Origin of the sequence: Micromonospora sonneratiae, assembly GCF_042679305.1 — a bacterium.
GTDB classification, from domain to species: Bacteria; Actinomycetota; Actinomycetes; order Mycobacteriales; family Micromonosporaceae; genus Micromonospora_H; species Micromonospora_H sonneratiae.
Window position 1 is genome coordinate 37440 of record NZ_JBHTMP010000036.1, and the last position, 26706, is coordinate 64145.

Sequence of the window (26706 nt, forward strand, 5' to 3'; positions counted from 1 at the left end):
CCATCGACAGGCAATAAAGTTTCGGAAAGTCTGTCCGAAAAGGAGCAGAGATCACACGGCCGTTTCGAGGTGGCAGCGGCGAGTTGGGCCGACCACGTCCGGACCGGCCCGGCCCGGACGGTTTCGACCCAACGCCGATGTGCAGCGCAGTGCGGAAGGGTCCCCGGCAGGAACGATGCCAAGGAGCCCTTCCACGCATACCTCAGGCCGTGTGGCGGCGGGACTGCACGATGCGGAACCGGCTGGCCACGTACGCCCCGTCGGTCAGTGCGGCGTTCGCCGCCGGGTTGGCACCACTGGCGTGGAAGTCGGAGAACGCGGCCGACTGGTTCACGAAGACGCCTCCGGTGAGGTTGCAGGACAGGTGCACGCCCGCGTCCACCGCTGCCGCCTCGGCGGCGTCGAGCACCTTCTCGTCGGCGGCGTACACCGCTGCCGTCAACGCACCCCGCTCACCGACGGTGTCCCGGAAGATCCGCAGGCTGTGGTCGGTGGAGTCGGTGGCGATCACGAACGAGATGGGTCCGAACCACTCCCGGCCGTAGGTCTGTGCGGCGTCCGCGCCGAGTTTCACGATCGTCGGGGTACGCACCACCGCCTGTTCGTACGTCGGGTGCTCGATCGCCCGGGAGGCCAGCACCACCTCGCCCAGTCCGGCCACCTCGTCCAGCCGGGCGAGCACACCCTCGTTGACGATCGCGCCGGTGAACTCGACCGCCCGGGCCGGGTCACCGGTCAGCTTGGCGACCGATCCGGCGATGCCCGCCGCGACCTCGTCGAAGCTCTTGTGCCCCTGGTCGGTGCTGATCCCGTCGGCCGGTACCAGGATGTTCTGCGGCGTGGTGCACATCTGTCCGCTGTAGAGGGTCAAGGAGAAACCGATGTTTCGGCACATTCCGGCGAAATCGTCGGTCGAGTCGACGACGATGGCGTTGACTCCGGCCTTCTCGGTGTAGACCACGGCCTGACGGGCGTTGGCTTCGAGCCAGTCGCCGTACTCGGTCGAACCGGTGAAGTCGACGATCCGTACCTCGGACCGCAGGGCCAGCGTGGAGGCCAGTCCCTCGTCGGGCGCCTCGGCGGCCAGCAGCACCAGGTTGGGGTCGAAGCCGGCCTCGGCAAGGACCTCCCGGGCGTACCGGACAGTGATCGCCAGCGGCAGCACCGCGCGCGGGTGCGGCTTGACGACGACCGGGTTACCGGTGGCCAGCGAGGCGAACAGCCCCGGGTACGAGTTCCAGGTCGGGAAGGTGTTGCAGCCGACCACCAGCGCCACGCCGCGCGGCACGACGTGGAACGTCTTGGTCATCCGCAGCGGGTCACCCTTGCCGGCCGGCTTCTCCCACTCGGCGGTTCCCGGATGACGGGTCATTTCGGCGTACGCGTAGGCCAGTGCTTCGAGCGCCCGGTCCAGGGCGTGTGCGCCCCCGGCCTGGAACGCCATGACAAACGCCTGCCCGCTGGTGGCGTGTACGGCGTTGGCCAGCTCGAACACGTTCGCGTGCAGCCGGGCGAGGATCTCCAGACACACACCCAGCCGAGTCTGCGGACCGGCGTCCCGCCAGGCCGGCAGTGCCGCCGTGGCGGCGGCCATCAGCTCGTCCGGGTCGGCATGTGGGTACCGCACCCCGAGGGGGAGCCCGAACGGGCTGGCTTCGGTGGCGACCCGGTCCCGGGTGCCGGGCTGGTCGAGGGGGAAGTCGGCGTCCAGGTAGGACCTGAATGCGGCCTCCCCCTCGGCGGCGGCGGTCTCGCCGTACACCCGGGGGCTGGGCGACTCTGGATACGCCGACCAGTAACCACGCTCGGTGATCGCGGTCAGCGCCTTGGCCAGGGTGTCGGCGTGCTTGGCATACAGGGGGTGCGGGGTCTCCGTCATGCCGCCATCATGCCGTAGCTTGGCCCCAGGTCAGAGTGCCAACTGCCAGTTGGTCCAGCTGTCGACCGGCCGGAAGCCGATCGCCTCGTTGATCGAGATCATGTGATCGTTGACCGCCGCGTTCCAGGTGTCGACGGCCCGCAGCCCGGGTTCGCTGGCCAGGGCGTACCGCAGGTTCTCGATCTTTATGATCGTGCCGAGCCGGTGCCCTCGGTGCCTCGGGTCGACGATGGTGATCTGCTGGTAGGCGTGCCAGGGACTGGTCGCGCCGAAGTCGAGCACCGTCCAGGCGATGATCCGGCCGGTGGCGTCGTGCCGCATGGCGCAGTGGTACCTACGCCGTCCCCGCAGGTTCAACGCCTCCTCGATGCCCCGCATCCGGGCCGCGTCGACCTGCACCGGTCCCCAGGCCAGGTCACCCATGGGAGCGTCCTCAAGCAGCCGGCCATCTAGGTACCCGAGGTCGTCGAGATCCTCATCCGGGGTATCTCCGATCCAGCGGACCAGGGAGTACCCGTCGGCCCTGGGCCACGCCGCAGCCAACAGCCGATCCAGTTCCGCCTGGTCGACAGTGGTCACGTCGAGCCGGCGGCGCACGTCGACCAGCGCCGCCTTGGCTCCGGTCGCGGTGGCGAACGCCGCCGGAGCCTCTGGCCGCTGTGGTCCACCGGGCAGCGTCGCCACCGTGGCGCTGGTGACCCACTTCCGGCCGTGCTCCCGGAGCAGGCGGACCGCATAGTCGTGCAGGGCGCGACCAACGCCCTTGCGGCGGTGCCGAGGGTGTACGTGGAGGTTCATTTCCGCGTTGTCGGTATTGTCGAGTTGCGGCAGATCGATGCCCAGATAACCGGCTGGCACACCGTCGATCCGGGCCAACGCGAAGTGGGTCAGGTTGCCGGGCATCGGATGTCGCAGCCAACCGACGAAGCGCGTTCGACAGTGTGGCGGAAAGTCGGGCAGGTCGGCAGCGTCACTGGCCGCCACGATCTGATAGGCCTGCTCAACGGCGGTGTCGTCGGTGGGGTCCAGGGGGATGATGGCGATGTCCATAGCACGTAGCGTGCCGACGGAAAACAGGTTTCGCGAACGATTTACTTCGCAGAACGATCGGTCGCCACCTCAGCCGGGCCGACCGACCAACCCGTCCATCAACTGTGGACACGTTGGTCGGGGGGACGTTCGCACAACGCCTCCGGCGCTGGGTCGTAAGAACTTCAAAAGTCTACGGCGATACGTCCCCCCGCACGGAGCATCTTGCGTCGTTCAGATGCCGCCGTCAAGCCCTTGGCGGGGTGTTTCTCATACGGATGGAAAACAAGCCGTTACCGAACGCAGCTAACCACTGCAAATTCCACCGCAGCCGGGCCCGACCGAGCGGCCGACGTTCGGCGGACAACCGCTGGTCAGCCGAGCAGACCGGCGTCGCGGGCCGCGCGGAGCGACGGCTTGACCCGGTACGTCGGTCCGACCTGCGCCGCCACCGCGTCAATGGTCTTGAGTCCCTCGCCGGTGTTGTAGACGACGGTCTCCGCATCCGGATCGAGCCGGCCGTTCTCCACCAGCTTGCGCAGCACCGCGACGGTGACTCCACCCGCCGTCTCGGCGAACACCCCGGTGGTACGCGCCAACAGCTTGATGGCATCCCGGATCTCGTCGTCGTTGGCGTACTCCATCCAACCGCCGGTACGGCGCACCGCCTCCAGGGCGTACAGGCCGGCGGCCGGGTCACCGATGTTGAGCGACTTGGCGATACCGGTCGGCCGGACCGGAGTGATCACGTCGGTGCCGGCGTGCAACGCGGTCGCAATCGGGTTGCAGCCGGCGGACTGTGCACCGAAGACCTTCCAGCCGTTGGCCGGTGCCTCGACGAGGCCGATCTCGACCAGCTCGCTGAACGCCTTGTCGACCTTGGTCAGCAGCTCGCCGCTGGCCATCGGGATGACGACCTGCTCGGGAATGCGCCAGCCGAGCTGCTCGGCGACCTCGTAGCCCAGGGTCTTGGAGCCCTCGGCGTAGTACGGCCGCACGTTCACGTTGACGAACGCGGTGTCCTCGAACTCCTCGGTCTCCACCAGCTCGCTACAGAGCCGGTTGACGTCGTCGTACGACCCGTCGATGGCGACCAGGTCGCCGCCGTAGACGGCGGTGGTCACCACCTTGCCCTGCTCCAGGTCACCGGGGATGAAGACGATCGAGGGTACGCCGGCCCGGGCCGCGTGGGCGGCGACCGAGTTGGCCAGGTTGCCGGTGGAGGCGCAGGCGAAGCGGGTGAAGCCGAGGCCACGCGCGGCGGTCAGGGCGACCGAGACCACCCGGTCCTTGAACGAGTGGGTCGGGTTGGCACTGTCGTCCTTGACCCAGAGCGGGGCCCGGATGCCCAGTTCGGCGGCGAGAGCGGGAGCGGAGACCAGCGGGGTGAGGCCGGGGTCCAGGGTGACCCGGGTGGCCGGGTCCTGCCCGGCGGGCAGCAGCGCCGCGTACCGCCACAGGTTCTGCGGCCCGGCCTCGATGTCGGCACGGGTGACCCGGGCCAGCGCCGCCTGGTCGTACCCGACCTCCAGCGGTCCGAAGCACTCGTAGCAGGCGTGCTGGGCGGCCAGCGGGTATTCCGCGCCGCAGCCACGACAGACCAGGGCACGGGCGGGGCTGGCAGCAACGGTGGGCTGGGTGGGGGTCGCGTCGATGATCGACGTCATGTCGAGGCCGTCCTCTCATCTTTCCCAACGTCGCACCATGCGACGGGGACGGATTTGGCACCTGCCTCGCCTGGCCTCGATCATCGAGTCCGCAAGGTGGTTGCCGGGGCGTCATCGGGCCGTATCCCTCAGCCCCTCTGGATGAGGTATTCAGTTGTGTGTCGGGCCGAGTCTACGACCCACCGCCGGCTTCCCTGGAACGGTGTCCCACGTACTGGCCAGGGTGTGACCCATTCCCCAAGATCCCCACCGCCGCCGTCAGCGGACGAGTTCCCGGCCGCCGGCGACGGAGAGCACCTGCCCGTTGACGTGCCCGTTGGCGCCGGAGCCCAGGTAGACCACTGCCGAGGCGACGTCCTCCGGCGTGCAGATCCGCCCGGTGGGAGTCTTCGCCGACTCGCTGTCCACCGCCTTCTGACCGAGGAAGGGCGTGGTAAGAGCCCGATCGGTGAGGGTGAAACCGGGCCGTACGACGTTGGTGAGGATGCCGTGTCGTGCCTCCCGGACCGCGAGGACCCGGGCTGCGGTCTCCAGCCCGCCCTTCGCGACGGCGTAGCTGAGCGGGCCGGCCATCGGCTGCTCCACGATGTCGGTGGAGACGATGACGACACGACCCCAGCCGGCGGCCCGCATGTCGGGCAGTACGGCGTCGATCAGGGCTGCCGTGCCGACGGTGTTGGTGGCCAGTGACGCGGCCAGGCCCTCGACCTCGTCGAGATCCCGGGAGGGCCACTGGACGGCATTGGCCACCAGTACGGACACCGGGCCAAGTTCCTGTCGTACCCGGTCGAGGGCGGCCAGCCCGGCCGAACGATCCTGCTGGTCCAGCTGGACCGCAACCGCTCGCCCGCCCGCCTGTGAAATGGCGTCGACCACCTCCTGCGCCCGGTCTCGACCTGAGTGCCAGGACACGGCGACGGCAGCTCCTTCGGCGGCGAGCCCGACGGCGATGGCCCGCCCGATCGCACCCGATCCGCCGCTGACGAACGCCACCCTGCCCTTGAGATACGTCTCCACCGAAAACCTTTCCTTAGTCGGCTAACTATTAGCCGACTATGCATTACCCTCGGACGGCCTGTCAACCACTCCCGATACGACAGCCTCCGCTTGGGACCGCCGCTGATAGGACCAGCTTGAGATCGCCAATGCACCGCCGAGTCCGGCAAACGCGACGCCCCCGACCATCCCCACCCACGGTGACCAGCCTTCGGTGGTGCCGACCGAGATGCCGAGCGTTGCGGCGATCACGGTGCCGATCCCGTACGGAGTGAGGGACACCGCACCCGCCCAACCGGGAACCAGCAGCACCCACCGGGGAACCCTCATCCCCCACGGCCGGACCAGCCCCATCAGCAACAGCGCTCCCCCCAGCGCCCCCATTACGGTGAAGTCGAGTCCGTGCCGCTCCATCCAGACCAGCAGTTCGGGAGCACCGTTCCGCTCGAACTGCGCCGCGAGGTCACCCGCGGGCCGCCCGGCCGTACCGCCGAATGCCCAGTAGGTCTTCATCACCGCGTAGGGCACCAGTGCCAGCGCCCCAGCCCACGCCGCCGACGACGGTTTCATCAGATTCATGCCCGCGACTCTGGCGCGTGGGCCCGACCGGCACCTCCCCGCCGGGAGGTACCGGCATCCCCCACCCGAGGGAGCCGTGGGCGATCAGCTCATCCTGCCGCCAGCAGAAACAGTCATCAAGATCAATATCTGCGGCTGGAGTACTAAACTCATCGGATGGACTTCGCGGAGGTCGTCGCCACGAACAAGGCCCTCGTCAAGACGGCCAAGCTCTACCGCGGAGCACAGGCGGCACTGCTGGCGGACCTGGGACTGCACCCCGGTCAGGACGTGGTCCTGTGGACCCTCGGGCAGGAACCGACCGGGCTACTTGTGAGCGAGATCGCCGAGCGCCTCGGCATCGAACAACCGACCGTCACCCGAACTCTCGCCCGGCTCGAACCGGGCGACTGGTTCACCCGGGAGCCGGTGCCGGGCGACCGGCGGGCCGTCCGCATCAAGCTCACCGAAAAGGGACTGGCAGCGGTTCCACAGGTGGAGGCGGTGTGGCGCAGACTGGCCGACACCGCCACCACCGGGCTCGACCCCGCCGAGCGGCGACAACTCGTCGCCACGCTGGACCGGGTCAGGATCAACCTGACCACGCTCTCCGCCGACCAGGACTGACGAAGGTACGGGCTCAGCTCCGCTCGGGTACGGCCATCTCACCGAGCAGGGACCAGTCGTCCTGCCCGACCGTCGTGTTGACGATCTTCGGCGTCTCGACCAGGTGCGGAGGAAGGGTCTCCTGCGCCTTCCTGAAGTGCTCGGACCGCACGTGCGCGGCCCCGGCCGCATCGTCCCGGAAGGCCTCGACCAGCACGTACTCGGTGGGGTCCTCGACGCTGCGCGACCAGTCGAACCACAGGCAGCCCGGCTCGGCACGGGTCGCCTTCGTGAACTCGTCGGCGATCTGCGGCCACTGTTCCGCGTACTCGGGCAGGATCCGGAACTTCGCGGTAATGAAGATCATTTCAGCTCTCCCAGACGGCTCATGACGTGCTGATTATGTGATCACGCTACCGCGAGCCCCGGCCCGACCCGACCTGCTCTTGCGCCCCGCCCAGACACGGCATCTGACGTCGTTCGGCAGGCGGTCGAGCTGAGCGTGACAACACCCCACCAACCTGGCCACATTGAAGGCTGACGGAAAGCACTCAATCCAGTACCGTCAGCATTCAGGTGCCTTCGTAGCCAGTGGGGAGGACCGCAACCGATGGCAACCGTGGAAGAGATCAAAGCGGGCGTGGCTCAGTTTGGGGAAAGAACCGAGCAGCAAGTTGCACAGATCTTGGCGGTTGTCGAGTCGGTGAACCAGACGACGGCGCTGCTGCGTGCGATCACCACCGGCACAAGCCACAGCCAGGTCGCCGAGGCGTTGGCCCGACTGGGGCAGGTGAGGGAAAAGCTGCACGAGGCCGCGACGCTCGCGCGGGGCGCGGTGGGCGCCACCAGGAACTACGTCGCCGGTTTCTGACCCGAGGGGTACGCCATGTCGTCTGTCATCGTGCCCGTCGGACTCTCGATGGGCCCACGTTTCCGGTACGTCCGACCGCCGGACCCGACACCGGAGTGCTACGAGATCCACCTCGGTGACGACCTGCTGGAGCTGACCGAGACCGATGCAGCGGTGTGGGCGGCTGCCTTCATCGACGCAGAGTCGCACGCGAAGCTGAAGGTCAGTCGGGAGTCACTGATCCGGTTGTTGCAGACTGCACCAAAGCCGGAGCCTCGGGCCGCCGAGATCGTGGACGACCTGCTTCAGCGCGGGCTGCTGGTCGAGTTCGACCCGTACGGCGATCTGGAGCCGGTCTTCCGTCGCCACAAGCTCCTGCCCCTCGGCCAGGGCCTCGGCTCGACCGCCGAGGAACCTCACCTCCACCGCATCGGCTTCGCCAACCAACCCATCCTCGGCGTCCCCGTGGATGTATACGGGTTGTGGTCCTTCTCGTTCCGTGACTCGGACCTCTGGCAATCCTGCGTCCTGTATGCAGACGATGCTGAAAACGTCAAAGACGGCGACGAGCCTTCGGAGATGACTCCCCAGCAGGTCGCGCGCGACGTTTCCATACACGTTCCGCTCATGATTGCCACGAGCTGCGCATTCCTCGACCCCGTGACATCCCCATGACCTGGCGGAAGGGCAACCGACGCCGGAGAAACACCGAGCGGCCGTTCGTACGGCGAGTGGGATTCGAGACGCTCAAAGAGGGCAGCGGCACGTTGCTTCAGCAGGTTAGTGGGGCACTCGGTGCCCTGACCGGCCTGGGCATCAGCAGTTGGGGGTTACCGGTAACCGCTTCCGTGATCACCGGGGCCATCTTTGGCGGTGTGCTGGGGGTGGCAGGCAAGGGCTTCATTGCCGCCTCCGTCGACCATTTCAGAGAACGACGAGACCAGCAGCCAGCCCAGATAGCAGCGACAAGCCCCACGGCTGGGCGGCACCGCATCAAGCGCAGTGGTGGCCGGCGAGGTAAGCGGCAATCTGCAACGGCTCTACCCGGCGGACAGTCAAGCCTCGTAGGCCAGGTCGTCGCCGGGCTCGGGCAGGTCATCGAGCAGGTCGATCGGGCCACCAACAAGCTGAAGGCGGTCACGATCGAGATGCGGGAAAGTCAGAACGCCATTCTGGCCGTCCTCGCTGGTGGTCGACCAGTAGTTGTCGGCCGTACTGACGGGCGCCTGGCCGGAGCACGCCAGCACATCGACGACTCGGCGTCCCTGCTCAAGAAGGCGGGTGAAGCCATCGCCGCCTACCGCAATCGCTTCTAGACGAGTAGTTCCGAAGTCAGAGGTCGATGTTCGGGCATGGGGAGGGTGTCCAGGATCGTGTTGTGATGCAGAACCTGGACGTGGCCGTCGACGGCCACTGGCCGGGTTTCGTGACTACTCGTCGGGTGTCGCGTAACTGTTGTTGTTTCCGCCGCCGATGCCGGGGGCGAGGAGGTCTGCTGGCTGTCGAGCTGGGCGCACAGGCGGGGCAAGCCGTTGCGCCATCGGTGGTCAGGATTCGCACGAGGTGGCCGACCGCTACGGGGTCGACACCGGGGTGGGCTGCTGGCACCGGCGTGCGTCGTCTCGGGAGTTCCTTGTCCAGGGCGATGTCCATCCGCGAGAGCGCCCGCCAGGTGCCGGGGTAGACCGGGGTGAAAGGCGGGAGCGTGGACGAGGCAACTCGACAGCCTCTACGGCGGCCTTCCCTGACCGCCGGGAACCGGCCAGATTTCGGAACTACTCGTCTAGCCTGGCTGCGCCGGTCAGGCGAGGTTGAAGTTTCCGTCCTTCGTACCGGCGATGAAGGCGTGCCAGCCGGTCGGAGTGAAGGCGAGCACCGGCCCGGACGGGTCCTTGCTGTCTCGGACGGCAACCCCGGCGCGCAGGTCAGCCACCTCGACGCACGCACCCCCGTTCGCATCGCTGCGGCTGGACTTCCGCCATGCCGCGTCGGTGAGGTCTGGGGTGGTCATGCTTGGCCCTCGTCATCTCTGTCGCCGCTCGATCTCGTCGGCCAGGCCGAGGATCAGGTGGCGCGACTCTACCGGCCCCAGGGCGGCGGCCTGGAGTCTGCTCCAGAGGCGAGTGTACGCCCGGACATCGTCAGAGCGGTCGAGATAGTTGGCGTCGGTGTAGTCCTCGACATAGACGACATCGGAAGTGGCGTCGTCCCCGAAGCGGCTGCTGGCCTATCTGGCAACAGTGGTACGGGTGGCGACCTGGTGGGACATGCGCTACCCGGCCAGCGGATAGCCAAGTTCAACATTTCCCTACCTCGGAACTGGACACCGGATCTGCCCGCAACCGAGCGGTGGCGGCTGGAGGCCGAAGCCTTCGGCAGGTACTGCTGGTTTCCGTGGCGGATCTGGCTCGGCAACATGATGCGGCCGGCAGCCCGTGACCTCGACGCGGAGCTGAGCCGTTTGTGTCAACTGGCCGACCTGCTCTGTCTGGACCTCGTGGTCGAAGCCCGACAGCGTAACCATGGCGGCCTGGTCTGGGACATCCGCTACGACCTCCCCGGCGACGAAATACCCACCATGCCCTACGCCAACGGCGAGGGTGGACTCTGCCGTTCCCGCCGACTTTGGCCAGGCCGTCCCGGTGCTGCAGACCCCGCAACCAGCTCCACTCGTCGAGGACCCCGTGCCGCTGATCCGCCATCACGTCGGGCAGTCGGTCAGCGTCCGCTTCGAACACGTTGACTGCCTTCTGTTCGTCCACAAGCGGGACAGCACTCTGCGACACTTCGCCAGCGCACCTACCCTTGCCAGCGCTGTCGCCGCACTCGGCCTCAGAGCTTTCTGAGCCGAGCCACCCCTGCCAGAATTCTGCGAATGGTCTCTACCCGACTCGTCACTCCCGACGACGCACCGATCCTGGCGGAGCTGCTACAGGTCAACCGTGACTTCCTCGCCCCCTGGGAGCCGAGCCGACCCGACAGCTACTTCACCGTCGCCGGTCAACGCTCCGACATTCAGGACGCCCTCGACCGTCACGCGTTCGGGATGACCCTTCCGCACGTCATTCTCGACGAATCCGGGCAGGTGGTGGGCGGCATCGCGCTCAACGGCATCGTGCGCGGCTCGGTCCAGTCGTGCCACGTCGGCTACTGGGTCGCGGCTGCGCACAACGGCCGTGGCGTCGCGACCGCCGCGGTACGCGAGATCAAACGGGTGGCCTTCGAGGAGCTGGGACTCCACCGGATCCAAGCCGACATCCTGCTGCACAACCATCGGTCCCAGCGGGTGCTCGAACGTAACGGGTTCGTCCGTATCGGCATGGCTCCCTCCTACCTCCGCATCGCCGGAAGGTGGCAGGACCACCTCTTGTTCCAGGCGCTGAACACGGCGGCTGAGGACTGAGCCCGGTCAGCGTCCGCTTCGACCGAAGCGGCTGCCAGCCGTAGGTCCGCACTCGGGCTCAACAAACGGTGACCAATCAGCACGGGATGCCTTCGATGCCGCCACGATGCGTAATGAGTAATCAATGCGACAGAAATAGAATATTGATGCTCATTGACGCAATAACGTTGCGATGGACATGCTGGGCGTGGAGCCGGCCAATCTGAGCTGGGCCTTACCGCCACAGAGAGGAAACCAACTCCATGAAACGAGCACTGAAGGCGCTCGCCGCAGTCGCCGCAGCAACACTGACCGTCGGCGCATTGACGTCGGCACCTGCCTCGGCAGCCGCATCGGCGCCGGACATCCAGCCGATGGTGACGTACGAGTGGAACACCGCCGAGGCGGGGACGCCACCGTCGGGGCTTCCCTGCCGCGCGGTCACCGGGGCCACCGTCTGTTTCCAGGCCAACGGCGACAAGTGGTGGGTGAAGGACACCGCCGCTGACAGCGCATCTGCCGTCGCCCACTGGGGCAACTACCGCAACGGCACGCTCTACCGCCAGGGTGGCTGCCGCAACGGCCTGGGCAACGGCAAGTGGGGCGTGTGCAACAAGAACTACTACGAGGACAGCACGCTCCTGTACCAGGCGTGCGTCTACGACGCGTCGGCGAAGGTCTGGGTTCGCTGCGGATAACGGCGTCTGAGGGAGCGGCCCGGCACTTCCGAGTGCCGGGCCGCTCCACGCCACCTCGCCGAACACCGGCTCAAGAAAGACTCAAGAGTCAGCCGACCATGATCATCAGAACGACGCTTCCACGTACGCTGATTCACGCTCCACATTGCACTTTATCGGCAATGTTCCTTGACATGGAAAGGGCGCGGACTACGTGAAGAAGCTTGTACGACGGCTGGGAATCGTCAGCGCATCGGCCCTGATGTTGGCGCTGCCGGTCAGTGCACCGGCGCAGGCGGCCACGCCGTACACGCCGGAGGCGGCCTGCTCGACCGAGTTCGGCGGCACCTGGAGTCGGACGTCCGACGGCCACCGGACGTTGACGGCCGAATACTCCGGCGCGAAATGGGGCGACGTCTACCTGATGTACAACAGGGCGACCGGCGACAACTGCGTCACCACCGTCAAGACGAAGTTCCTCGGTACGGGTAACAGCATGGACGCCCGGGTGTACGTACAGGGTGCCAGTGACTGGAAACGCGACCAGGGCTACTACAACTACTACGCCGCGGTGCGGGTGTCGGCGAGCGGCAAGTGCGTCAAGTACGACGGTGCCATCACCACCAGCTCGGACTACGCCATGAACGGCCGGTACACCTGGGGCAACTGCGGCTGATCGTCGCCCCCCAAGGCAGGTGCCATGATCCCCGTGTCAGGCGCAATGATCCCCGTGATCAGGGAAGGTGAATCGTGAACGAGCCGGCGACATGCCGGACGTACTCCCTGATCACGGGGATCTTCGGGGCTAGGAGACGACGTCCTTGCGGGTGAACCGCCAGAAGGCCAGCGACCAGAACAGCGTGGCGTAGCAGATCGCCGAGATACAGCCCCGCACTATGTCGTCCGTCTGCATCGGCGTCGAGAGCAGGCCCAGCCAGGCGTTGCTGTAGTGCGTCGGAAGGAACTCACGCACCACGCCGAGCGCTTCGATCTGGTTGAGGATGCTGGACAGGATCCACAGCAGCACCGCCCCGCCGACCGCGCCCAGCGCCGCATCCGTCAGCACCGACAGCAGGAACGCCAGGCCGGCCACCGTCAGCAGTACCACCGCCAGATAGCCGAGCACCGCCAGCAGCCGCAACAGCCCGTCACCGGCCGGAATCTGGGCGGCCACCGTACTGCTCAACGGTTCCCAGCCGTACCGGAGCGTGCCGGCCAGCAGTGCGGTGCCGGCCAGCAACAGCAGGGCCAACGCGGAGTACGCCAGCGCGACGATCAGTTTCACCGCCAGCAGCCGGGCCCGGGGCACCGGGACCGCCAAGAGGTAGCGCAGGCTGCCCCAACTCGCCTCGCTGGCCACGGTGTCCCCGCAGAACAACGCCACCACGACGACCAGCAGGAACGACGCTGACACGAAGATGGTGAAGAGGGTGAAGTTGAGCCCTCCGGTGGTGGCCAGGTCGATCAGGCTGGAGAACTCGCCACCACCGTTACGGTCGTTGTCGTCCTGTGGGAACTGGAACGCGATCAGGATGATCAGCGGTAGCAGCACCATGAAGCCCAGCGCCAACTGCGTACGACGACGCGACGCCTGCCGTCGGAACTCCGCCAGGACCGGCAGGGTCGCCGAGGGGCGGTAGCCGGGGGCGGCACCGGCCGCCACCAGCGGGTCAGTCGGGCCGGACCGGCCGGTCGACTTGGCTGCGGCAGTTGACATCAGCGGTCCCCGCTTCCCCGTGAGTTCTCGCCGACGAGGGCGAGGAACGCGTCCTCCAGGCGGCGTCGTGGCACCACCCGGTCCACCCCGACACCGGCCCGGACCAGCTCGGCCACCACCTCGCTGCGGGCGGTGCCGTTGGTGTCCACGACCAGCCCGCCGTCCCCGTCCGGCAGCACCCGTACGCCCTCCAGCCGGTCCAGCACGTCCCGGGCGGCGACCGGGTCGGTCACGTCGAACAGCACGCTCGGCGATTCGCCGACGATCTCCTCGACCGGGCCGGAGGCCACGATCGTGCCCTTGTTGACCACGACGGCGTGCGTACAGGTCTGCTCCACCTCGGCCAGCAGGTGGCTGGAGACCAGCACCGCCCGGCCGTCGGTGGCGTACCGCTTGAGCACCCGGCGCATCTCGGCGATCTGGGGCGGGTCGAGCCCGTCCGTCGGTTCGTCGAGCACCAGCAGTTCCGGCAGGCCGAGCATGGCCTGTGCGATGGCCAGCCGTTGCCGCATGCCGTGGCTGTACGTCCGGATCTTGCGGTGTACCGAGTCACCCAGGCCGGCGATCTCCAACGCCTCGTCGAAGTGCGCGTCGGCCAGCGGTCGCCCGGTGGCCCGCCAGTACGACCGCAGGTTCTCCAGACCGCTCAGGTGTGGCAGGAACCCGGGCCCCTCCACCAGCGCCCCGATCCGGGACAGCACCGGCGAGCCGGGGACCAGCCGGTGACCGAAGACGTAGATCTCCCCGGCGGTCGGCTGGGTCAGCCCCATCAGCACCCGCAGGGTGGTGGTCTTACCGGCACCGTTCGGCCCGAGCAGGCCGACGACCTGGCCACGTTCCACCGTGAAGTCCACGTTGGAGACGGCGACGAAGCCGTCCGCGTACTCCTTGCGCAGTTGCCGTACGACCAGCGGAGTGTCGGCGTACTCGGCGGTCACCGAGGTGTCGTGGCGACGGTGCCGGCGACGGACCACCAGGATGACCACGACGAGCCCGACCACGATGGTGGCCAGCAGACCGGCCAGCACCCAGCGCCACACTGCGGCGGTGGTCGGGATCGGCTCACCGGTGACCGTGGGCAGCGCCACCGGCTCGTCACCGACCGCCACCGAGTAGACGGTCGGCTCGTTCGGGGTGGCGAAGCCCTGGTCGGAGGAGGCGACCACGATCCGCAGCCGGTGGCCGGCCTCGATCCGGCGCACGATCGCCGGCAGGGTCACCTTCACCGACTGGGCGGCGTCGAGATCGGTGGGCAGGCCGGTGAGGCGTACCGGGGCGACCAGGCCGTTGGACAGTGCCGCCGGGCCGTTCGGGTCCACGTCGTAGAGCTTGACGAAGAGCACCGCCTCGCCGGTCGGCGACGCGGCCCGGATCGACACGGTCGGTGAGCCGGCCACGTCCACCGCCTCGGCCAACGGCTCGGACTCGAACCGGGCGTGCTGGCCGGGCAGGTCACCGGCCACCCCTTCAAGCAGCGAGGAGAACCCACCGGCCAGCGGCAGCGACGAGATCGCCGCCGGATTGCCACCCGCCGGGTTGGCGATCCGCTGCGGTGGCCCGGCCACCCGCACCGACTCGGTGGCCTGACCACCCAGCCCCGGATAGTCGGCGGTGCTGTAGCCGGTGGCCACCAGCCCCCGGTCCATCGCGTCGAAACCGGCAATCCGCGACCAGGTGAAACTGTTCTCCGGGGCCGCCCCCTCACCCTTGACGTAGTGGTTCAGCCACTGGGCGGTGAGGAACTTCAGCCGGTCCTGATCGGTGTCCGGGCCGGAGCCGCCGTCATGACCGCCGGTGAACCAGGCGACCCGAACCGGGGTGCCGTTGGCGGCGATGCCCCGGGCGTTCGCCTCCGCCTCGGCCAGCGGGAACAGGGTGTCCGCCGTACCCTGGACCAGCAGCGTCGGCGCCTTGATCCTGCCAAGCACGCTGGCCGGGCTGGACCGGCGCAGCAACTCCACCGCCTTCTCGTTGGCCCGCCCGGTCGCGGCGATCTCCAGGTACGCCGCGCAGACATCGGCCGCGAACCGGCCACAGGCCGGATCGAGTGCGGCCCGACCGGGCACCTGCCCACTCGGGCCGGCGGGCTGGCCGGGGCCGCCAGCCGACTCCGGACCGGCAGCGGCCCCCTGCTCACCGGCACCGCCGGGGATGCCCGGACCGCCGACGCTGCTGCCGTTGCCGAAGAAGATGCCGGCCCAGCCCTTCTTGAACACCCCGTCGACCGGGGACCTGCCCGTCGACTCGGGCAGGAACGCTCGCGGCAGGTCGTTCCAGGTGACCATCGGGACGATCGCGTCGACCCGGGGGTCCTGGGCCGCCAGCATCAGGGCCAGGCCACCGCCGTACGAGCTGCCGACCACACCCACCCGGGGGTCACCGGCCGCATCGGTACGGATGTCCGGCCGGGCAGCCAGCCAGTCGAGCAGTCGGGACGCGTCCCGTACCTCGTAGTCCGGGTTGTCCAGGTGGATCTGGCCACCACTGCGACCGAACCCCCGGGCGGTGTACGTCAGCACCGCGTACCCCAGCCCGGCCAGGTCCTCGGCGTCGGACCGTACCGTCTCCTTCGTCCCGCCGAACCCGTGGGCCAGCAGCACCGCCGGTACGGGGCGCCCGGCGGAGGCACTGTCCGGTAGGTAGAAGGCGGTGTCCAGGTCGACCGGCTGGTCACCGGCCGGACCGGACCGTACGGTGATCGTCTGTTCCTGGACCCGGAAGCTCTTGCGCTCGGGCCACACCGCCCAGACGACGGCCCCGGCTAGCAGGGCGGTCACCACCGAGGCGGTGACGACTCGTCGCCGGGTCGGCCGGGGCAGGGCACGGCGAAGCCGCGCCGACAGCGGGGAAGGCATGCGATCACGTTACGGCCCGGATCCTGAGGATTGCCTGAGATCCGCCGTACGCCGGCAAGGCACGTCGCTGCCCGGTCAGAAAGGGCGGGCCGGACGGATACGCTCGGCGTCGTGGCGGATCCCGATCTCACTCTCACCGTAAGCTTGCGGCCGGCCGCGCTGGACGCCCGCCGGGGCATCGTCCGGCTGCACCCGGAGGTGCTGGCCGCGTTGGGACTGCGTCCGGGAGCCCCGGTACGTCTGACCGGCCGCCGGGTCACCGCCGGGATCGCGGCACTGGCCGAGACCACCGCCAGTCGCGCCCTGCTCTACGCCGACGATCTGACCCTCGGCAACCTCGGCGTACGCGACGGTGGTCAGGTGACGATCGCTGCGGCACCCGTGGTCGCCGCCCGACGCGTGCTGTTGACCGGTCCGGCGGAGATCACCGCTGTCGTCTCACCGGAGATGCTGCGCCTCGCCCTGCTGGGCAAGATGGTCACCACCGGCGACGACGTGTCCCTGCTGCCGCAGGACGTCCTGCCGGACGCAGCCGTCCGGACGCTGGTCGAGGCGGCCAGGCGGAGCCTGTCCAACCGGCTCGGCTACGCCTGGACCAGCACCCTGCTCACCGTCGCCACCGCCGAACCGGCCGATGCCGCGCTGGTCACCATGGACACCGTCGTGGGCTGGCTCGACGGTCAGGTCACCCACGGGTCCACCGGTTCCGAGGTACGTCCGGCCAACCCGGCGCGGGCGACGATCGGGGCCACGGTCGCTCCCGGGGTCGGAGCCGCGGTAGAGCCGAGCATCGGATCTACCGGACTCCCCGCTACTGGCGCAACGGCCGGCTCCGGCGCCCAGGCCGGACCCGGTACCGCAACAGGGACCAGCGGCGCAGCGGGATCCGGGGTCGAACCGGGGTCCCGGGTCGAACCGGTGCCCAGTCTGGAGGACCTGCCCGGCCTGAAGGCACAGGCACACGAACTGACCGAACTGCTCGACCTCGGTTTCCACCACCGGGAGGTGCTGGCCCGCCTGGGTACCACCATCTCCCTGGGGGTACTGATCACCGGTCCGGCCGGATCGGGCAAGTCCGCCCTGGTCCGGGCGGTGGCCGGGACGGTCCAGGCCCGGGTCGAGACACTGTGGGCGCCGGAGGTCGCGGCGTTGACCAACGACTCCGCCGCACGCCGGCTCCGGGAAGCCGCCGAGGCGGCCCGGCGTTCCGGGCCGGCCGTACTGCTGATCTCGGACGTCGAGGCGCTGGCCCCTCGCGAGCAGCCCGGCCCGGTGGCCACCGTGTTCCGACAGACGCTGGCCGAGGCGGTACGCGCCGGCACGGCCGTGGTCTGTACGACCAGCCGTCCGGAATCCGTCGACCCGTCACTGCGCTCCCCCGACCTGCTGTCGGTGGAGATCGTCGTACCGCTGCCCGACCCGGCGCTGCGGCGCGAGCAGTTGGCCGTACTGACCCGGGAGATGCCGCTGGCCGAGGACGTGCGGTTGGACGAGGTGGCTGGTCGTACGCCCGGGTTCGTCGCCGCCGACCTGGCCGCGCTGGTCCGCGAGGCCGGGGTACGGGCGGCGCTGCGCCAGAAGTCGGCCTCCGCTCCCCTGGTGGCGATGGCGGACTTCACGGCGGCCCTCGAGGTCGTCCGCCCCACGTCGATGGCGTCGTCCACGTTGGAGATCGCCACCGTCACGCTCGACGACGTCGGTGACATGGTGGCGGTCAAGGAGGTGCTGACCGAGTCGGTGCTCTGGCCGCTGACCTACCCGGACACGTTCGCCCGGCTCGGCGTGCAGCCACCGCGTGGCGTGCTGCTCTACGGCCCGCCCGGTTGCGGCAAGACCTTCCTGGTGACCGCGCTGGCCGGCACCGGCCGGGCGAACGTGCTCTCGGTCAAGGGTGCCGAGCTGCTGTCGAAGTGGGTCGGGGAGAGCGAGCGGGCGGTACGCGAACTGTTCCGCCGGGCCCGGGAGGCCGCCCCGACGCTGATCTTCCTGGACGAGGTGGACGCCCTCGCGCCGGTACGCGGCCAGGCCAGCGACGGCGGCACCACCGACCGGGTGGTCGCCGCCCTGCTCACCGAGTTGGACGGGGTCGAGGCCCTGCGTAACGTGGTCGTGATCGGGGCGACCAACCGGCCGGACCTGGTCGACCCGGCCCTGCTGCGGCCCGGCCGGCTGGAACGGCTGGTCTATGTACCGCCGCCGGACGCGGACGCCCGGGGCGAGATCCTGCGTGCCGCGTCCCGTTCGGTGCCGCTGGCCGAGGATGTGGACCTGCCGGCGCTGGCCGAGTCGCTGGACGGCTTCTCGGCCGCCGACTGCGCAGCGCTGGTCCGGGAGTCGGCGTTGGCCGCGATGCGCGAGTCGCTGGAGGCGTCCACGGTCACCTCGGCCCATGTGGCGGTGGCCCGGCAACGGGTCCGGCCGTCCCTCGATCCGGTCCAGGTCGCCTGGTTGGCGGCGTACGCCGAACAGCGGGCCGCCGGGGGTGCCGCAGCGGGCTAGGTCAAGCCGCGACCGCCCGCGACCGTCGGCCCCCCACGGCCGTCGGCCTGACGACCGCCCGGGTGCAGTGGCGCACGGGTTCCCCGGATGGCGGCTATGTTTGGCGACATGCGTTCCCGGACCGGCCGGCAGGTCATCGCCTCGAACAAGCGGGCGCGGCACGACTACGAGATCCTGCGCACGTACGAGGCGGGCCTCGTGCTGCGCGGCACCGAGGTCAAGTCGCTGCGGGCCGGCCGCGCCTCACTGGTGGACGCGTTCGCCCAGGAAGTCGACGGCGAACTGCTGCTGTACGGCCTGCACATCGCCGAGTACGCCTACGGCACCTGGACGAACCACACGCCCCGGAGGACCCGCAAGCTGCTGCTGCACCGCAGTGAGATCGACCGGATCCTGGCCAAGATCCGGGAGCCGGGCCTGGCCCTGGTGCCGCTGTCGCTGTACTTCGACAACGGCTGGGCGAAGGTCGAGATCGGCCTGGCCCGGGGTAGGCGCAGCTTCGACAAGCGACAGGTGCTGGCCGAGCGGGACGCGAACCGGGAGATCGCCCGCGAGATGGGTCGCCGCCTGAAAGGTGTTCCGCGCAGTCGCTGAAAAGCGGAGTGGTCGCCGCCAAATGTCAACCCTGGTATCTCGATCATCGTCCGATTAGGATTTTGAGTAGCCCGAGAAAACACCGGGCCACGGGGGATCCGCCACAACAAGACCTGTTGGGACAGGTCTCCGTGGCCTGCGCAAAAGAGGGGAAGCATTTTGCGACTGAAAAACTGGGGTCGCCTGGCAACCGCCGGCAGCCTCCTCGTCGGACTAGCCTCTTTCTCGATTCCCGCCCACGCTGCCGGAACCCCCACCATCCAGGCCCTGCAACCCGGGACCTGGCAGGTGGCGGAGGTCGGTCCAGCACCGACGCAACCCAAGCCCAACGCCTACGACTATGTCGAGCCGACCCTTTCCGGCGACGTCCTGTTCGCGGACGAATACCAGGCTGGCATCCGCTGCTGGAATGGTTCGACACTGGCGCAGATTCCGCAACCGAATATTCCCACCAGCGAAAGGTATTCCGCAATCGGTGGCGTTTCCTGCACCAATTTCTTCGTGTTCGACTCGCAGGATGTTCCGCAACGCTGGCACTGGAACGGAACCGCCTGGTCGAATACGGCGGCGGGTAGCCAGTATCCGATCGGAATTGTCCGTGCCTTCGCCGCCAACGACATCTGGGCCTTCGACACGATCCAGGGCAAAGGTTTCCGCTTCAACGGCACCACCTGGCAGGCGGTGACCATGCCGACGATCCAGCCTGATGTCATGGTGGGCACCGCGACCAACAACTTCTGGCTGCTGGGCTACCAGTCGACTTCGTCGCGGACCAAGGTGGCGTACCGGTGGAACGGGTCGACCTGGACTCAGGGCACCCTGCCGGCCAGCTACACCGGCTACTTCCATGAGATGGCTGCGGTTTCCGCAAACAACCTCTACGTCTTCGGTACCACCACCGCCCCCGGCTACCTGCGCTTCAACGGGACGGCCTGGGTCCACGAGCAGATGCCCGGCATCACGAAGTACGTCCACGGCGTCGCGTACGGGGCCGGCACCCTCTGGGTCGGCACCTACTACCAGTTCTACCGGCTCACCAACGGCCAGTGGAGCGAGGTCGCCTTCCCGGCGGTCGACAACCCCTACGGCATGAGCATCAAGGACCTGGCCACCGACCCACGCAGCGACACCGTCTTCGCCGGTGGGTACGTCGGATTCGCCGAGGGCGAGCAATTCCCCACGATCATCAAGAACGTCCCGGTGAACTGACCACTCAGGTGAGCTGATCCTCGCCCAGCCTCCTGCATCGCGGTGATCTGGTTCGGCCCTGGCCGGCCAGGTCACCGCGATCTTCTTGCTGGCCGGATCGCCTCGCCTCGTCTAGCCCGCCGCAGCGGCTGGCCGCCGCTCAGCAGCCGGAGCCGCCACACCACGGTGGTCAGGTCGACGGTCAGTCAGCCGGGCCGGTCGCACGGCTCTGCTGCTGATGGCGCTGGACGAGTTCCCGTAGCGCGTCGATCTCCGCGGTGAGGGCGCTCTGCCCCCGCGGCGTGATCCTGATCCAGGTCTTCGGCCGACGCCCGTGATAGCCCTTTTCGACCTGGATCAGCTCCGCCTCCTCCAACACGGCAAGGTGCCGGGAGAGGTTGCCGGCGGTCAGTTCGAGGGCTTCCCGGAGGTAGGCAACCTCCACGCGTTCGGTCTCCGCCGCGATGGTGAGGATGCCGAGCCGGTGACGCTGGTGGACGGTGTCGTCGAGCCCGTTCGTCGGGTACGCCGTACCGCTCGGGCCGCCGGCCTGCTCGTTGTCGTTCACGCTTTCTGGTTCCGCGCCCGACCGAGGTTGTTGTTCCTCGCCCAACCGAGGGCGACGGCACCACCGACGAGGAGCACCGGAGCCGGCAGCAGGGCGGCCACCATGAACCCGAACCGGTTCAGTCCGCCCGACCCGAAGTCCGCGAGGAAGAAGTAGCCGTTCACGAGAAGCACGGCGGCAGCGTAGCCCGCGACCACGATCGACAACCCGCGACTGCGCTCCAATCGGGCCAGGACCACCAGACCCACCACGATGATCAGATGGGGGAACATCCCACGATCGCTGATGCTCAGCAGCCGTCCGGTCAGCCAACTGGTCGCCTCCGACACCGACGTCGCGGCGTTGAGCAGCAGGAAGTCCAGCATAATCGGCAGCGTGAGGCCCAGCGGGATACCCACGATGCCGGCGATGAGGTAGCCCCGGGTCGGCGTCTGCACCCCCACCCGTCGTGCGTGGAACCGGTAGAACCCGAGGCTGGCCACGTAGCCGCCGATGAGCGCCACCAGCCAGTACCAGCCGAGAGACGCCGAGTGTTCGAGGAACTGCCCGCCGAGGCCGGTCAAAATGTGGTTCTCCCGAGGTACCCGCATGGGGGCAGGGTCCACCGACTCGACGTAAAGCGGTGCCGCGATGACCGTGAGCAGGCCGAACAGCAGCAGCGGAAACCAGTAGGCGTGTCGGGCGGTACGGGCATCACGCCGCAGGGCGTCCACTGATGCCAGTAGCTCCGAGGCGGTGGGGTTGTTCGACGGGGTGTTCGTCTGGTCGGACACGGTTGCCTCCGGTCTTGGACGACGCACTGCCACTGTGAGGCCAATAGTTTTGCATCGCAAACCATTTTGCACAATGGCACCATCCAGTCGGCGTCGTCGATCACCAGATTCTCGGCAGGTCGGATATCCACAGCCTGTGAATGGAACATGTGTACGAAGCCGGTCGCGCCCGACCGCCGGTCGGACCGGTCGACCAGAAAGTGTTTCGACTCACCTTGTCGTGCCATCAGCCAGGAGGGCGATTAACCTACTAAAGCTATCGCCAATATCTGATTTCTCCTGACCTGGCCGAACCACCGGTCAGTCAGCGGAGAGATCGGTCGGCGCGCTCGACGCCCCCTCCCCCGCCGAGAAGGACCCACCCGTGATCCGCATCGAAGGTCTCCGAAAGACCTTCCACAGCCGTGGCCGCGACGTGACCGCGGTCGACGGGGTGGACCTCACTGTACGTGATGGGGAGGTCTTCGGTGTCGTCGGGCGTAGCGGTGCCGGGAAGAGCACCCTGCTGCGCTGCGTCAACCTGCTGGAGCGCCCCGACGCCGGCACGGTCACGGTCGACGGGATGGAGTTGACCGCTCTGCGCGAGGACCAGCTACGTACGGCTCGCCAGCGGATCGGGATGATCCACCAGCACTTCGCCCTGCTCAGCTCCCGTACGGCGGCCGGCAACGTGGCGTTCGCGCTGGAGGTGATGGGCGTGCCACGCCGGGAGCGGGCCGGTCGGGTGGCCGAACTGCTCGACCTGGTCGGCCTCGGCGACCGGGCCAACGCCTACCCGGCCCAGTTGTCCGGCGGGCAGAAGCAGCGGGTGGGCATCGCCCGCGCCCTCGCCGGCCAACCCCGGGTGCTGCTCTCCGACGAGGCCACCTCGGCACTGGACCCGGAGACCACCTCGGCCACCCTGGCCCTGCTGCGCGAACTCAACCAGCGACTCGGCCTGACCATCCTGTTGATCACCCACGAGATGGACGTGGTGAAGCGGCTCTGCGACTCGGTCGCGATCATGCGGGACGGACGGATCGTCGAGGCCGGTCCGGTGAACGAGTTGATCGCCCGCCCCGGCTCGGAACTCGCCCGGGACCTGTTCCCGCTCGGTCCCGTACCGGAACTGCCCGACACGACGGTCCTGGACGTCACCCTGACCGGCACCACCGACGAGTCGTTCGTCTCCACCCTCAGCCGCCGGTACGACCTGGACGTCCGCATCCTCGGTGGGGCGGTCGAGCCGCTGGCCGGGACCCGGGCCGGCCGGCTACGGCTGGCGTTGCCCGGCAGTGTCGACCGGCACGGGGACGCGCTGCGACACCTGCGGGACGCCGGTCTGACCGTGGAGGTGGCGCGATGATCTCGCCGGATCTCGTACCGCTGCTCGGGCAGGCGTTGGAGGAGACGGCGTACATGGTGGCCGTCTCCGCCGCGCTGGCCGCCGTCGGCGGGCTGCTGATCGGCGTACTGCTGGTCCTGACCGACCGGGGCGGCCTGCTGCCGGCCCGACCGGTGAACGCACTCCTCGGCCTCGTCGTCAACATCGGCCGGTCCCTGCCGTTCATCATCCTGCTGGTGGCGATCATCCCGTTCACCCGGGCGGTGGTCGGTACGACCATCGGCACGACGGCCGCGATCGTGCCGTTGACCGTGAGCGCCATCCCGTTCTACGCCCGGATCGCCGAGACCGCGATCCGCGAGGTCGACCGGGACGTGATCGCCGCAGCCCGGGCGATGGGCGCGTCCCGCTGGCAGATCATCTTCAAGGTCCTGCTCCGCGAGGCCCGGCCCGGGTTGGTGGCCGGGTTGACCATCACGATCGTCGCGTTGGTCGGCTACTCCGCGATGGCCGGCGTGGTCGGTGGCGGTGGCCTCGGCGACCTCGCCCTGCGCTACGGCTACCAGCGGTTCGAGGACGACATCATGATCGCCACCGTCGTACTGCTGGTGATCTTCGTGCAGGTCATCCAGATGCTGGGCGACCTCATCGTCCGGCGACTCTCCCACCGATGACGGCGTCCCGCCGACCGGTGACACCGCAATCCACAGCTGCACAACCAGACGACGCCCATGGAACCCACCACGGGCGGAAGAACAGAAAGGCAAGAATCGTGCGACGCGCCCTAACCGCCACGCTCGCCGCTGCTGCGCTCGTCCTGGGCCTGGCGGCGTGTGGGTCGGACTCGTCCGATGACACCGGCACCGCCACCCCACCGGACGCCGCACTGAAGATCGGGGTCAGCCCGACCCCGCACGGCGAGATCATCAAGTACGTCCGGGACAACCTGGCCGCCAACGCCGGGCTCAAGATCGACATCGTCGAGTTCACCGACTACGTGCAGCCCAACCGGGCCCTGGCGGAGAAGCAGATCGACGTCAACTACTTCCAGCACGTGCCGTACCTGGACGAGGAGAAGGCGGCCAAGGGCTACAAGTTCACCGCGCTCAAGCCGGTGCACCTCGAGCCGCTGGGCGCGTACTCGCGGAAGGTCAAGAGCATCGCCGACGTACCGGCCAAGGCGGTCGTCGCCATCCCCAACGACCCGTCCAACTCCGGCCGGGCGCTGAACCTGCTGGCCGCCAACGGTCTGATCAAGCTCCGGGACGGCGCCGGGGTCACCGCCACCACCCGGGACATCGTCGACAACCCCAAGCAGCTCCAGATCAAGGAGCTGGAGGCGGCACAGCTGCCGCGCAGCCTGGACGACGCCGCGTTGGCAGTGATCAACGGCAACTACGCGATCGAGACCGGCCTCAAGCCGGCCACCGACGCGCTGGCGCTGGAAAACGCGAAGGACAACCCGTACGCGAACCTGCTCGTCGTGCGTACCGGTGGGGAGAGCGACCCACGGGTGGCGAAGCTGGAGGAACTGCTCCACTCGCCCGAGGTGAAGAAGTTCATCGAGGACACCTACCAGGGCTCGGTGCTCGCTGCATTCTGAGGTCAGAACGGGCCCCTTCCAAGGCGGAAAGCGCTGAGAAGGGGCCCGGCCTAACCCCCCAGCCGGATCTCGGCGTGGACTGCCCCGTCGCCGACCGGCTGGAGCACCGCTCCACACCGACGCAACACACCGAGCGCGGGACCGTTGTCCGCCGTCGTCTCGGCCACCACCACCCGCGCCCCTACCCGGGCCGCCTCCGTCAGTAGCAGCCGCAACGCGGTCACCGCGACCCCCTGCCCCCGGGCTGACTGCCCGAGCCACATCCCGGTCTCAACGGTGGCCGGCTCGTCGCGGCGCCCCATCCGGATCATGCCGAGCACACCCGCGTCGCTCATGATGGCGTACATCTGGTTGCCGGTCGGCCCGGTCAGCCCGCCGTAGCTGGCCCGGTAGAACTCACGGAACGCCTCCCGTCGCGCCTGTGACCAACCGGCCGGTGCCGACACCGGGGGCATCACCTCGTCCGGCTCGGTCTCGGCGGCGGCCACGGACAGCAGTGACTCCAGGATCCGCTCGTCCACCGGCGTCAGCCAGATCTTGCCCGTCACGAGGCGCAGTCTCGCCGTTGCCATCCGGCCTGTCCACCGATTTGGCCTCCGCCGGGGCCGGACGGCTGCCGATCAGATCCGACCGTTCACCCGCTCGCCCGGTCATGATCCCCGTGGTCAGGGAGCGATGTCACCGAAGTGGCACACCGCTGCGGTCGCATCGTCGTACCGCTTGTGCCGGTGGCGGCCGGTCCCGTCGTTCTCGGCCCGCCGGATCCGGCGGATCAGCTCGTCCGGCCCCTGCTCGGTCAACGCGTCCAGCAGTCCCGGCCAGTCGAGCAGCCCGAACTCCTCGACGGCTGCGGAGACACCGTCGGTCAGCAGCGCCGCCCGCCGTATCCGGCCCGGACCGGTCAACGGGAAGGTGCCGGTCACCGCGTGGAACGCCGCATCCGGATTGGCCGCCGCCACCCAGTAGCCGTGGGTCTGGTTCATCTGCTGCCGCTGCAACATCACGCTGCGCTGGAACCGGGCAGCCGGATCACCTCCGGCCCCGGCCGGCGGCCCGGTCACGGCCACCCGGCGCAGATCGGCCATCGCGGCCCGTAGCCGGTCGTCGGAGATCACCCGTACCTGATCGTCCGCCAGGTCGACGACGAGAGGGCTGTCACACAGGATCAGGTAGTCGACGTGGTCGCCGCCGTGTCGGAGCAGGCAGACCGTCGAGGACGGGGTGCCGGGATGGTCGAGATCGCACTGGCCGCCGTGGTCGGACCGGACCGCGAGGATCGCCGCCGCCAGGTTGCCCATCAGCGTGGCTGCGGGCCGGTCGGCAGCGGCCAGGGCGATCCGCGCGGCCAACTGACGGACGTACCAGGCGGGACCGTGTACGCACCCGGTGTCGAAGCCCTCCGGCACGGTCGCCCCGTCGAGTACGCCGACCAGGTCGCCCTGCTGGAAGAAGTGGTCCTCGTTCTCCAGTTGGTCGGGGGCCGGCTCGGACGCCGCACACACCCGCATCGCCGGCCGGACCAGCGGCGCGCCGGTCATAGCACCGCGTCCCCGTCCTGGAACTGGACCGCCAGGCTGGTGTCCAACGCTCGGGCCAGGCGAACCAGGACCAGCAGGGTGGGCATCGTGCCGCCGGTCTCGAACCGGGCGATCGCCGACGGTGTCATCCCGGCGACCTGGGACAGTTGCGCCAACGACCAGCCCCGGCTCTCCCGGAGTTCCCGTACGCCCCGGCCCAGCTCGGCAGCCAGCCGGGCCGCCTCGTACGCGTCGGCTGCACCCGGTGCGGCGGCCCGGCGGTCGCGTAGCGCGGACCAGTCCCGCTCGCTCACCGGCTTCCGCCCTGCGGGAAGCCTGCCCGGTACCTCGCCATAGCCCGATGCTATGGCAAAGAACGCTTACCAGGGCGAGGTTCGAATCTCACCGCATATCAGGAATATCG

The 26706-nt window shown here is 68.6% G+C and carries 27 protein-coding genes, 1 pseudogene and 1 riboswitch; of the genes and pseudogenes, 13 read left to right on the forward strand and 15 right to left on the reverse strand.

Features of this window, described 5'->3' with window-relative positions:
- Window positions 1-202: 202 nt before the first annotated feature.
- The 5 genes from paaN to ACFQ4H_RS21870 form a co-directional block, all read right to left on the reverse strand.
- Complete coding sequence (paaN, locus tag ACFQ4H_RS21850; RefSeq protein WP_377573176.1) at window positions 203-1879, reverse strand: phenylacetic acid degradation protein PaaN; 1677 nt, start codon at window positions 1877-1879, stop codon at window positions 203-205.
- A 30-nt stretch (window positions 1880-1909) separates the two neighbouring features.
- Window positions 1910-2929, reverse strand: coding sequence for a GNAT family N-acetyltransferase (locus ACFQ4H_RS21855; protein WP_377573179.1), 1020 nt, complete (start codon window positions 2927-2929; stop codon window positions 1910-1912).
- A gap of 353 nt (window positions 2930-3282) precedes the next feature.
- A complete protein-coding gene (thrC, locus tag ACFQ4H_RS21860) occupies window positions 3283-4575 on the reverse strand; it encodes a threonine synthase (protein WP_377573182.1) in 1293 nt (430 codons plus the stop codon).
- A gap of 12 nt (window positions 4576-4587) precedes the next feature.
- Window positions 4588-4723, reverse strand: a riboswitch (SAM riboswitch).
- Between the two features lie 110 nt (window positions 4724-4833).
- Window positions 4834-5592 carry an SDR family NAD(P)-dependent oxidoreductase gene (locus ACFQ4H_RS21865; RefSeq protein WP_377573185.1) on the reverse strand — a complete coding sequence of 253 codons (759 nt, stop codon included), beginning with the start codon at window positions 5590-5592 and terminating at the stop codon, window positions 4834-4836.
- Window positions 5593-5628: 36 nt separating this feature from the next.
- The gene (locus ACFQ4H_RS21870) at window positions 5629-6150 is read right to left on the reverse strand and encodes a hypothetical protein (RefSeq protein WP_377573188.1); all 522 of its coding nucleotides are present in this window, start codon (window positions 6148-6150) and stop codon (window positions 5629-5631) included.
- A gap of 156 nt (window positions 6151-6306) precedes the next feature.
- On the opposite strand from ACFQ4H_RS21870, the gene ACFQ4H_RS21875 reads away from it, so the two are divergent.
- Window positions 6307-6756 carry a MarR family winged helix-turn-helix transcriptional regulator gene (locus ACFQ4H_RS21875; protein ID WP_377573191.1) on the forward strand — a complete coding sequence of 150 codons (450 nt, stop codon included), beginning with the start codon at window positions 6307-6309 and terminating at the stop codon, window positions 6754-6756.
- A 13-nt stretch (window positions 6757-6769) separates the two neighbouring features.
- Here the strand turns inward: ACFQ4H_RS21875 and ACFQ4H_RS21880 are convergent, their stop codons facing one another.
- A complete protein-coding gene (locus ACFQ4H_RS21880) occupies window positions 6770-7102 on the reverse strand; it encodes a putative quinol monooxygenase (RefSeq protein WP_377573193.1) in 333 nt (110 codons plus the stop codon).
- A gap of 243 nt (window positions 7103-7345) precedes the next feature.
- Between ACFQ4H_RS21880 and ACFQ4H_RS21885 the strand changes: the two genes are divergently transcribed.
- From ACFQ4H_RS21885 to ACFQ4H_RS21895, 3 genes are read left to right on the forward strand one after another with little or no spacing between them, the layout of a single operon-like run.
- Window positions 7346-7606 (forward strand): hypothetical protein, encoded by a 261-nt coding sequence (locus ACFQ4H_RS21885; protein WP_377573196.1) that lies wholly within the window; start codon window positions 7346-7348, stop codon window positions 7604-7606.
- A gap of 15 nt (window positions 7607-7621) precedes the next feature.
- Complete coding sequence (locus ACFQ4H_RS21890) at window positions 7622-8260, forward strand: hypothetical protein (RefSeq protein ID WP_377573199.1); 639 nt, start codon at window positions 7622-7624, stop codon at window positions 8258-8260.
- 56 nt (window positions 8261-8316) lie between these two features.
- Window positions 8317-8901, forward strand: a complete 585-nt coding sequence (locus tag ACFQ4H_RS21895) for a hypothetical protein (protein ID WP_377573201.1) — start codon at window positions 8317-8319, stop codon at window positions 8899-8901.
- A gap of 485 nt (window positions 8902-9386) precedes the next feature.
- Here ACFQ4H_RS21895 and ACFQ4H_RS21900 read toward each other — a convergent pair whose 3' ends face one another.
- Together ACFQ4H_RS21900 and ACFQ4H_RS21905 are read right to left on the reverse strand one after the other, a co-directional pair.
- The gene (locus ACFQ4H_RS21900) at window positions 9387-9596 is read right to left on the reverse strand and encodes a DUF397 domain-containing protein (protein ID WP_377573204.1); all 210 of its coding nucleotides are present in this window, start codon (window positions 9594-9596) and stop codon (window positions 9387-9389) included.
- A 12-nt stretch (window positions 9597-9608) separates the two neighbouring features.
- Window positions 9609-9737: pseudogene (locus tag ACFQ4H_RS21905) on the reverse strand (DUF5753 domain-containing protein); the annotation flags it as partial.
- A gap of 723 nt (window positions 9738-10460) precedes the next feature.
- Here ACFQ4H_RS21905 and ACFQ4H_RS21910 point away from each other — a divergent pair.
- The 3 genes from ACFQ4H_RS21910 (at window position 10461) to ACFQ4H_RS21920 (ending at window position 12320) form a co-directional block, all read left to right on the forward strand.
- On the forward strand, window positions 10461-10988 hold the full coding sequence (locus ACFQ4H_RS21910) for a GNAT family N-acetyltransferase (RefSeq protein WP_377573207.1): 528 nt from the start codon (window positions 10461-10463) through the stop codon (window positions 10986-10988).
- Window positions 10989-11230: 242 nt separating this feature from the next.
- Entirely contained in the window at window positions 11231-11665 is a 435-nt protein-coding gene (locus ACFQ4H_RS21915; RefSeq protein ID WP_377573210.1) for a hypothetical protein, read from the forward strand.
- A 193-nt stretch (window positions 11666-11858) separates the two neighbouring features.
- The gene (locus ACFQ4H_RS21920) at window positions 11859-12320 is read left to right on the forward strand and encodes a hypothetical protein (protein ID WP_377573213.1); all 462 of its coding nucleotides are present in this window, start codon (window positions 11859-11861) and stop codon (window positions 12318-12320) included.
- 129 nt (window positions 12321-12449) lie between these two features.
- Here the strand turns inward: ACFQ4H_RS21920 and ACFQ4H_RS21925 are convergent, their stop codons facing one another.
- Both ACFQ4H_RS21925 and ACFQ4H_RS21930 read right to left on the reverse strand, forming a co-directional pair.
- On the reverse strand, window positions 12450-13361 hold the full coding sequence (locus ACFQ4H_RS21925) for an ABC transporter permease (protein WP_377573216.1): 912 nt from the start codon (window positions 13359-13361) through the stop codon (window positions 12450-12452).
- Window positions 13361-16216 carry an alpha/beta fold hydrolase gene (locus ACFQ4H_RS21930; RefSeq protein WP_377573219.1) on the reverse strand — a complete coding sequence of 952 codons (2856 nt, stop codon included), beginning with the start codon at window positions 16214-16216 and terminating at the stop codon, window positions 13361-13363. Before ACFQ4H_RS21930 ends, ACFQ4H_RS21925 begins: the two co-directional genes overlap by 1 nt.
- A 111-nt stretch (window positions 16217-16327) precedes the next feature.
- Between ACFQ4H_RS21930 and ACFQ4H_RS21935 the strand changes: the two genes are divergently transcribed.
- The 3 genes from ACFQ4H_RS21935 (at window position 16328) to ACFQ4H_RS21945 (ending at window position 20518) form a co-directional block, all read left to right on the forward strand.
- The gene (locus ACFQ4H_RS21935; RefSeq protein ID WP_377573222.1) at window positions 16328-18715 is read left to right on the forward strand and encodes an AAA family ATPase; all 2388 of its coding nucleotides are present in this window, start codon (window positions 16328-16330) and stop codon (window positions 18713-18715) included.
- Window positions 18716-18823: 108 nt separating this feature from the next.
- Window positions 18824-19309: an SsrA-binding protein SmpB gene (gene smpB, locus ACFQ4H_RS21940; protein WP_377573225.1), complete on the forward strand. Its 486-nt coding sequence runs from the start codon at window positions 18824-18826 to the stop codon at window positions 19307-19309.
- A 288-nt stretch (window positions 19310-19597) separates the two neighbouring features.
- Entirely contained in the window at window positions 19598-20518 is a 921-nt protein-coding gene (locus ACFQ4H_RS21945; RefSeq protein ID WP_377573228.1) for a hypothetical protein, read from the forward strand.
- A 181-nt stretch (window positions 20519-20699) separates the two neighbouring features.
- Here the strand turns inward: ACFQ4H_RS21945 and ACFQ4H_RS21950 are convergent, their stop codons facing one another.
- Window positions 20700-21065 (reverse strand): winged helix-turn-helix domain-containing protein, encoded by a 366-nt coding sequence (locus tag ACFQ4H_RS21950; protein WP_377573230.1) that lies wholly within the window; start codon window positions 21063-21065, stop codon window positions 20700-20702.
- Complete coding sequence (locus ACFQ4H_RS21955; protein WP_377573233.1) at window positions 21062-21838, reverse strand: hypothetical protein; 777 nt, start codon at window positions 21836-21838, stop codon at window positions 21062-21064. The genes ACFQ4H_RS21950 and ACFQ4H_RS21955 overlap by 4 nt, the downstream gene beginning before the upstream one ends.
- A 364-nt stretch (window positions 21839-22202) precedes the next feature.
- Between ACFQ4H_RS21955 and ACFQ4H_RS21960 the strand changes: the two genes are divergently transcribed.
- From ACFQ4H_RS21960 to ACFQ4H_RS21970, 3 genes are all read left to right on the forward strand, one after another.
- Window positions 22203-23183, forward strand: coding sequence for a methionine ABC transporter ATP-binding protein (locus tag ACFQ4H_RS21960; RefSeq protein ID WP_377573235.1), 981 nt, complete (start codon window positions 22203-22205; stop codon window positions 23181-23183).
- Window positions 23180-23836, forward strand: a complete 657-nt coding sequence (locus ACFQ4H_RS21965; RefSeq protein ID WP_377573238.1) for a methionine ABC transporter permease — start codon at window positions 23180-23182, stop codon at window positions 23834-23836. Before ACFQ4H_RS21960 ends, ACFQ4H_RS21965 begins: the two co-directional genes overlap by 4 nt.
- Window positions 23837-23934: 98 nt before the next feature.
- Window positions 23935-24765 (forward strand): MetQ/NlpA family ABC transporter substrate-binding protein, encoded by an 831-nt coding sequence (locus ACFQ4H_RS21970; protein ID WP_377573240.1) that lies wholly within the window; start codon window positions 23935-23937, stop codon window positions 24763-24765.
- Between the two features lie 50 nt (window positions 24766-24815).
- Here ACFQ4H_RS21970 and ACFQ4H_RS21975 read toward each other — a convergent pair whose 3' ends face one another.
- The 3 genes from ACFQ4H_RS21975 to ACFQ4H_RS21985 form a co-directional block, all read right to left on the reverse strand.
- On the reverse strand, window positions 24816-25337 hold the full coding sequence (locus ACFQ4H_RS21975) for a GNAT family N-acetyltransferase (protein ID WP_377573243.1): 522 nt from the start codon (window positions 25335-25337) through the stop codon (window positions 24816-24818).
- A gap of 93 nt (window positions 25338-25430) precedes the next feature.
- Complete coding sequence (locus ACFQ4H_RS21980) at window positions 25431-26303, reverse strand: hypothetical protein (RefSeq protein ID WP_377573246.1); 873 nt, start codon at window positions 26301-26303, stop codon at window positions 25431-25433.
- Window positions 26300-26596 (reverse strand): helix-turn-helix domain-containing protein, encoded by a 297-nt coding sequence (locus ACFQ4H_RS21985; RefSeq protein WP_377573249.1) that lies wholly within the window; start codon window positions 26594-26596, stop codon window positions 26300-26302. Before ACFQ4H_RS21985 ends, ACFQ4H_RS21980 begins: the two co-directional genes overlap by 4 nt.
- Window positions 26597-26706: the final 110 nt, after the last annotated feature.

Bases quoted from the DNA above. Each gene is read 5' to 3' on its own strand.
- ACFQ4H_RS21900 (WP_377573204.1), bottom strand. From the start codon at position 9,596: ATGACCACCCCAGACCTCACCGACGCGGCATGGCGGAAGTCCAGCCGC.
- ACFQ4H_RS21885 (WP_377573196.1), top strand. From the start codon at position 7,346: ATGGCAACCGTGGAAGAGATCAAAGCGGGCGTGGCTCAGTTTGGGGAA.
- ACFQ4H_RS21925 (WP_377573216.1), bottom strand. From the start codon at position 13,361: ATGTCAACTGCCGCAGCCAAGTCGACCGGCCGGTCCGGCCCGACTGAC.
- ACFQ4H_RS21930 (WP_377573219.1), bottom strand. From the start codon at position 16,216: ATGCCTTCCCCGCTGTCGGCGCGGCTTCGCCGTGCCCTGCCCCGGCCG.
- paaN (WP_377573176.1), bottom strand. From the start codon at position 1,879: ATGACGGAGACCCCGCACCCCCTGTATGCCAAGCACGCCGACACCCTG.
- ACFQ4H_RS21965 (WP_377573238.1), top strand. From the start codon at position 23,180: ATGATCTCGCCGGATCTCGTACCGCTGCTCGGGCAGGCGTTGGAGGAG.
- ACFQ4H_RS21910 (WP_377573207.1), top strand. From the start codon at position 10,461: ATGGTCTCTACCCGACTCGTCACTCCCGACGACGCACCGATCCTGGCG.
- thrC (WP_377573182.1), bottom strand. From the start codon at position 4,575: ATGACGTCGATCATCGACGCGACCCCCACCCAGCCCACCGTTGCTGCC.
- ACFQ4H_RS21880 (WP_377573193.1), bottom strand. From the start codon at position 7,102: ATGATCTTCATTACCGCGAAGTTCCGGATCCTGCCCGAGTACGCGGAA.
- ACFQ4H_RS21870 (WP_377573188.1), bottom strand. From the start codon at position 6,150: ATGAATCTGATGAAACCGTCGTCGGCGGCGTGGGCTGGGGCGCTGGCA.
- smpB (WP_377573225.1), top strand. From the start codon at position 18,824: ATGCGTTCCCGGACCGGCCGGCAGGTCATCGCCTCGAACAAGCGGGCG.
- ACFQ4H_RS21855 (WP_377573179.1), bottom strand. From the start codon at position 2,929: ATGGACATCGCCATCATCCCCCTGGACCCCACCGACGACACCGCCGTT.
- ACFQ4H_RS21915 (WP_377573210.1), top strand. From the start codon at position 11,231: ATGAAACGAGCACTGAAGGCGCTCGCCGCAGTCGCCGCAGCAACACTG.
- ACFQ4H_RS21875 (WP_377573191.1), top strand. From the start codon at position 6,307: ATGGACTTCGCGGAGGTCGTCGCCACGAACAAGGCCCTCGTCAAGACG.
- ACFQ4H_RS21980 (WP_377573246.1), bottom strand. From the start codon at position 26,303: ATGACCGGCGCGCCGCTGGTCCGGCCGGCGATGCGGGTGTGTGCGGCG.
- ACFQ4H_RS21975 (WP_377573243.1), bottom strand. From the start codon at position 25,337: ATGGCAACGGCGAGACTGCGCCTCGTGACGGGCAAGATCTGGCTGACG.
- ACFQ4H_RS21890 (WP_377573199.1), top strand. From the start codon at position 7,622: ATGTCGTCTGTCATCGTGCCCGTCGGACTCTCGATGGGCCCACGTTTC.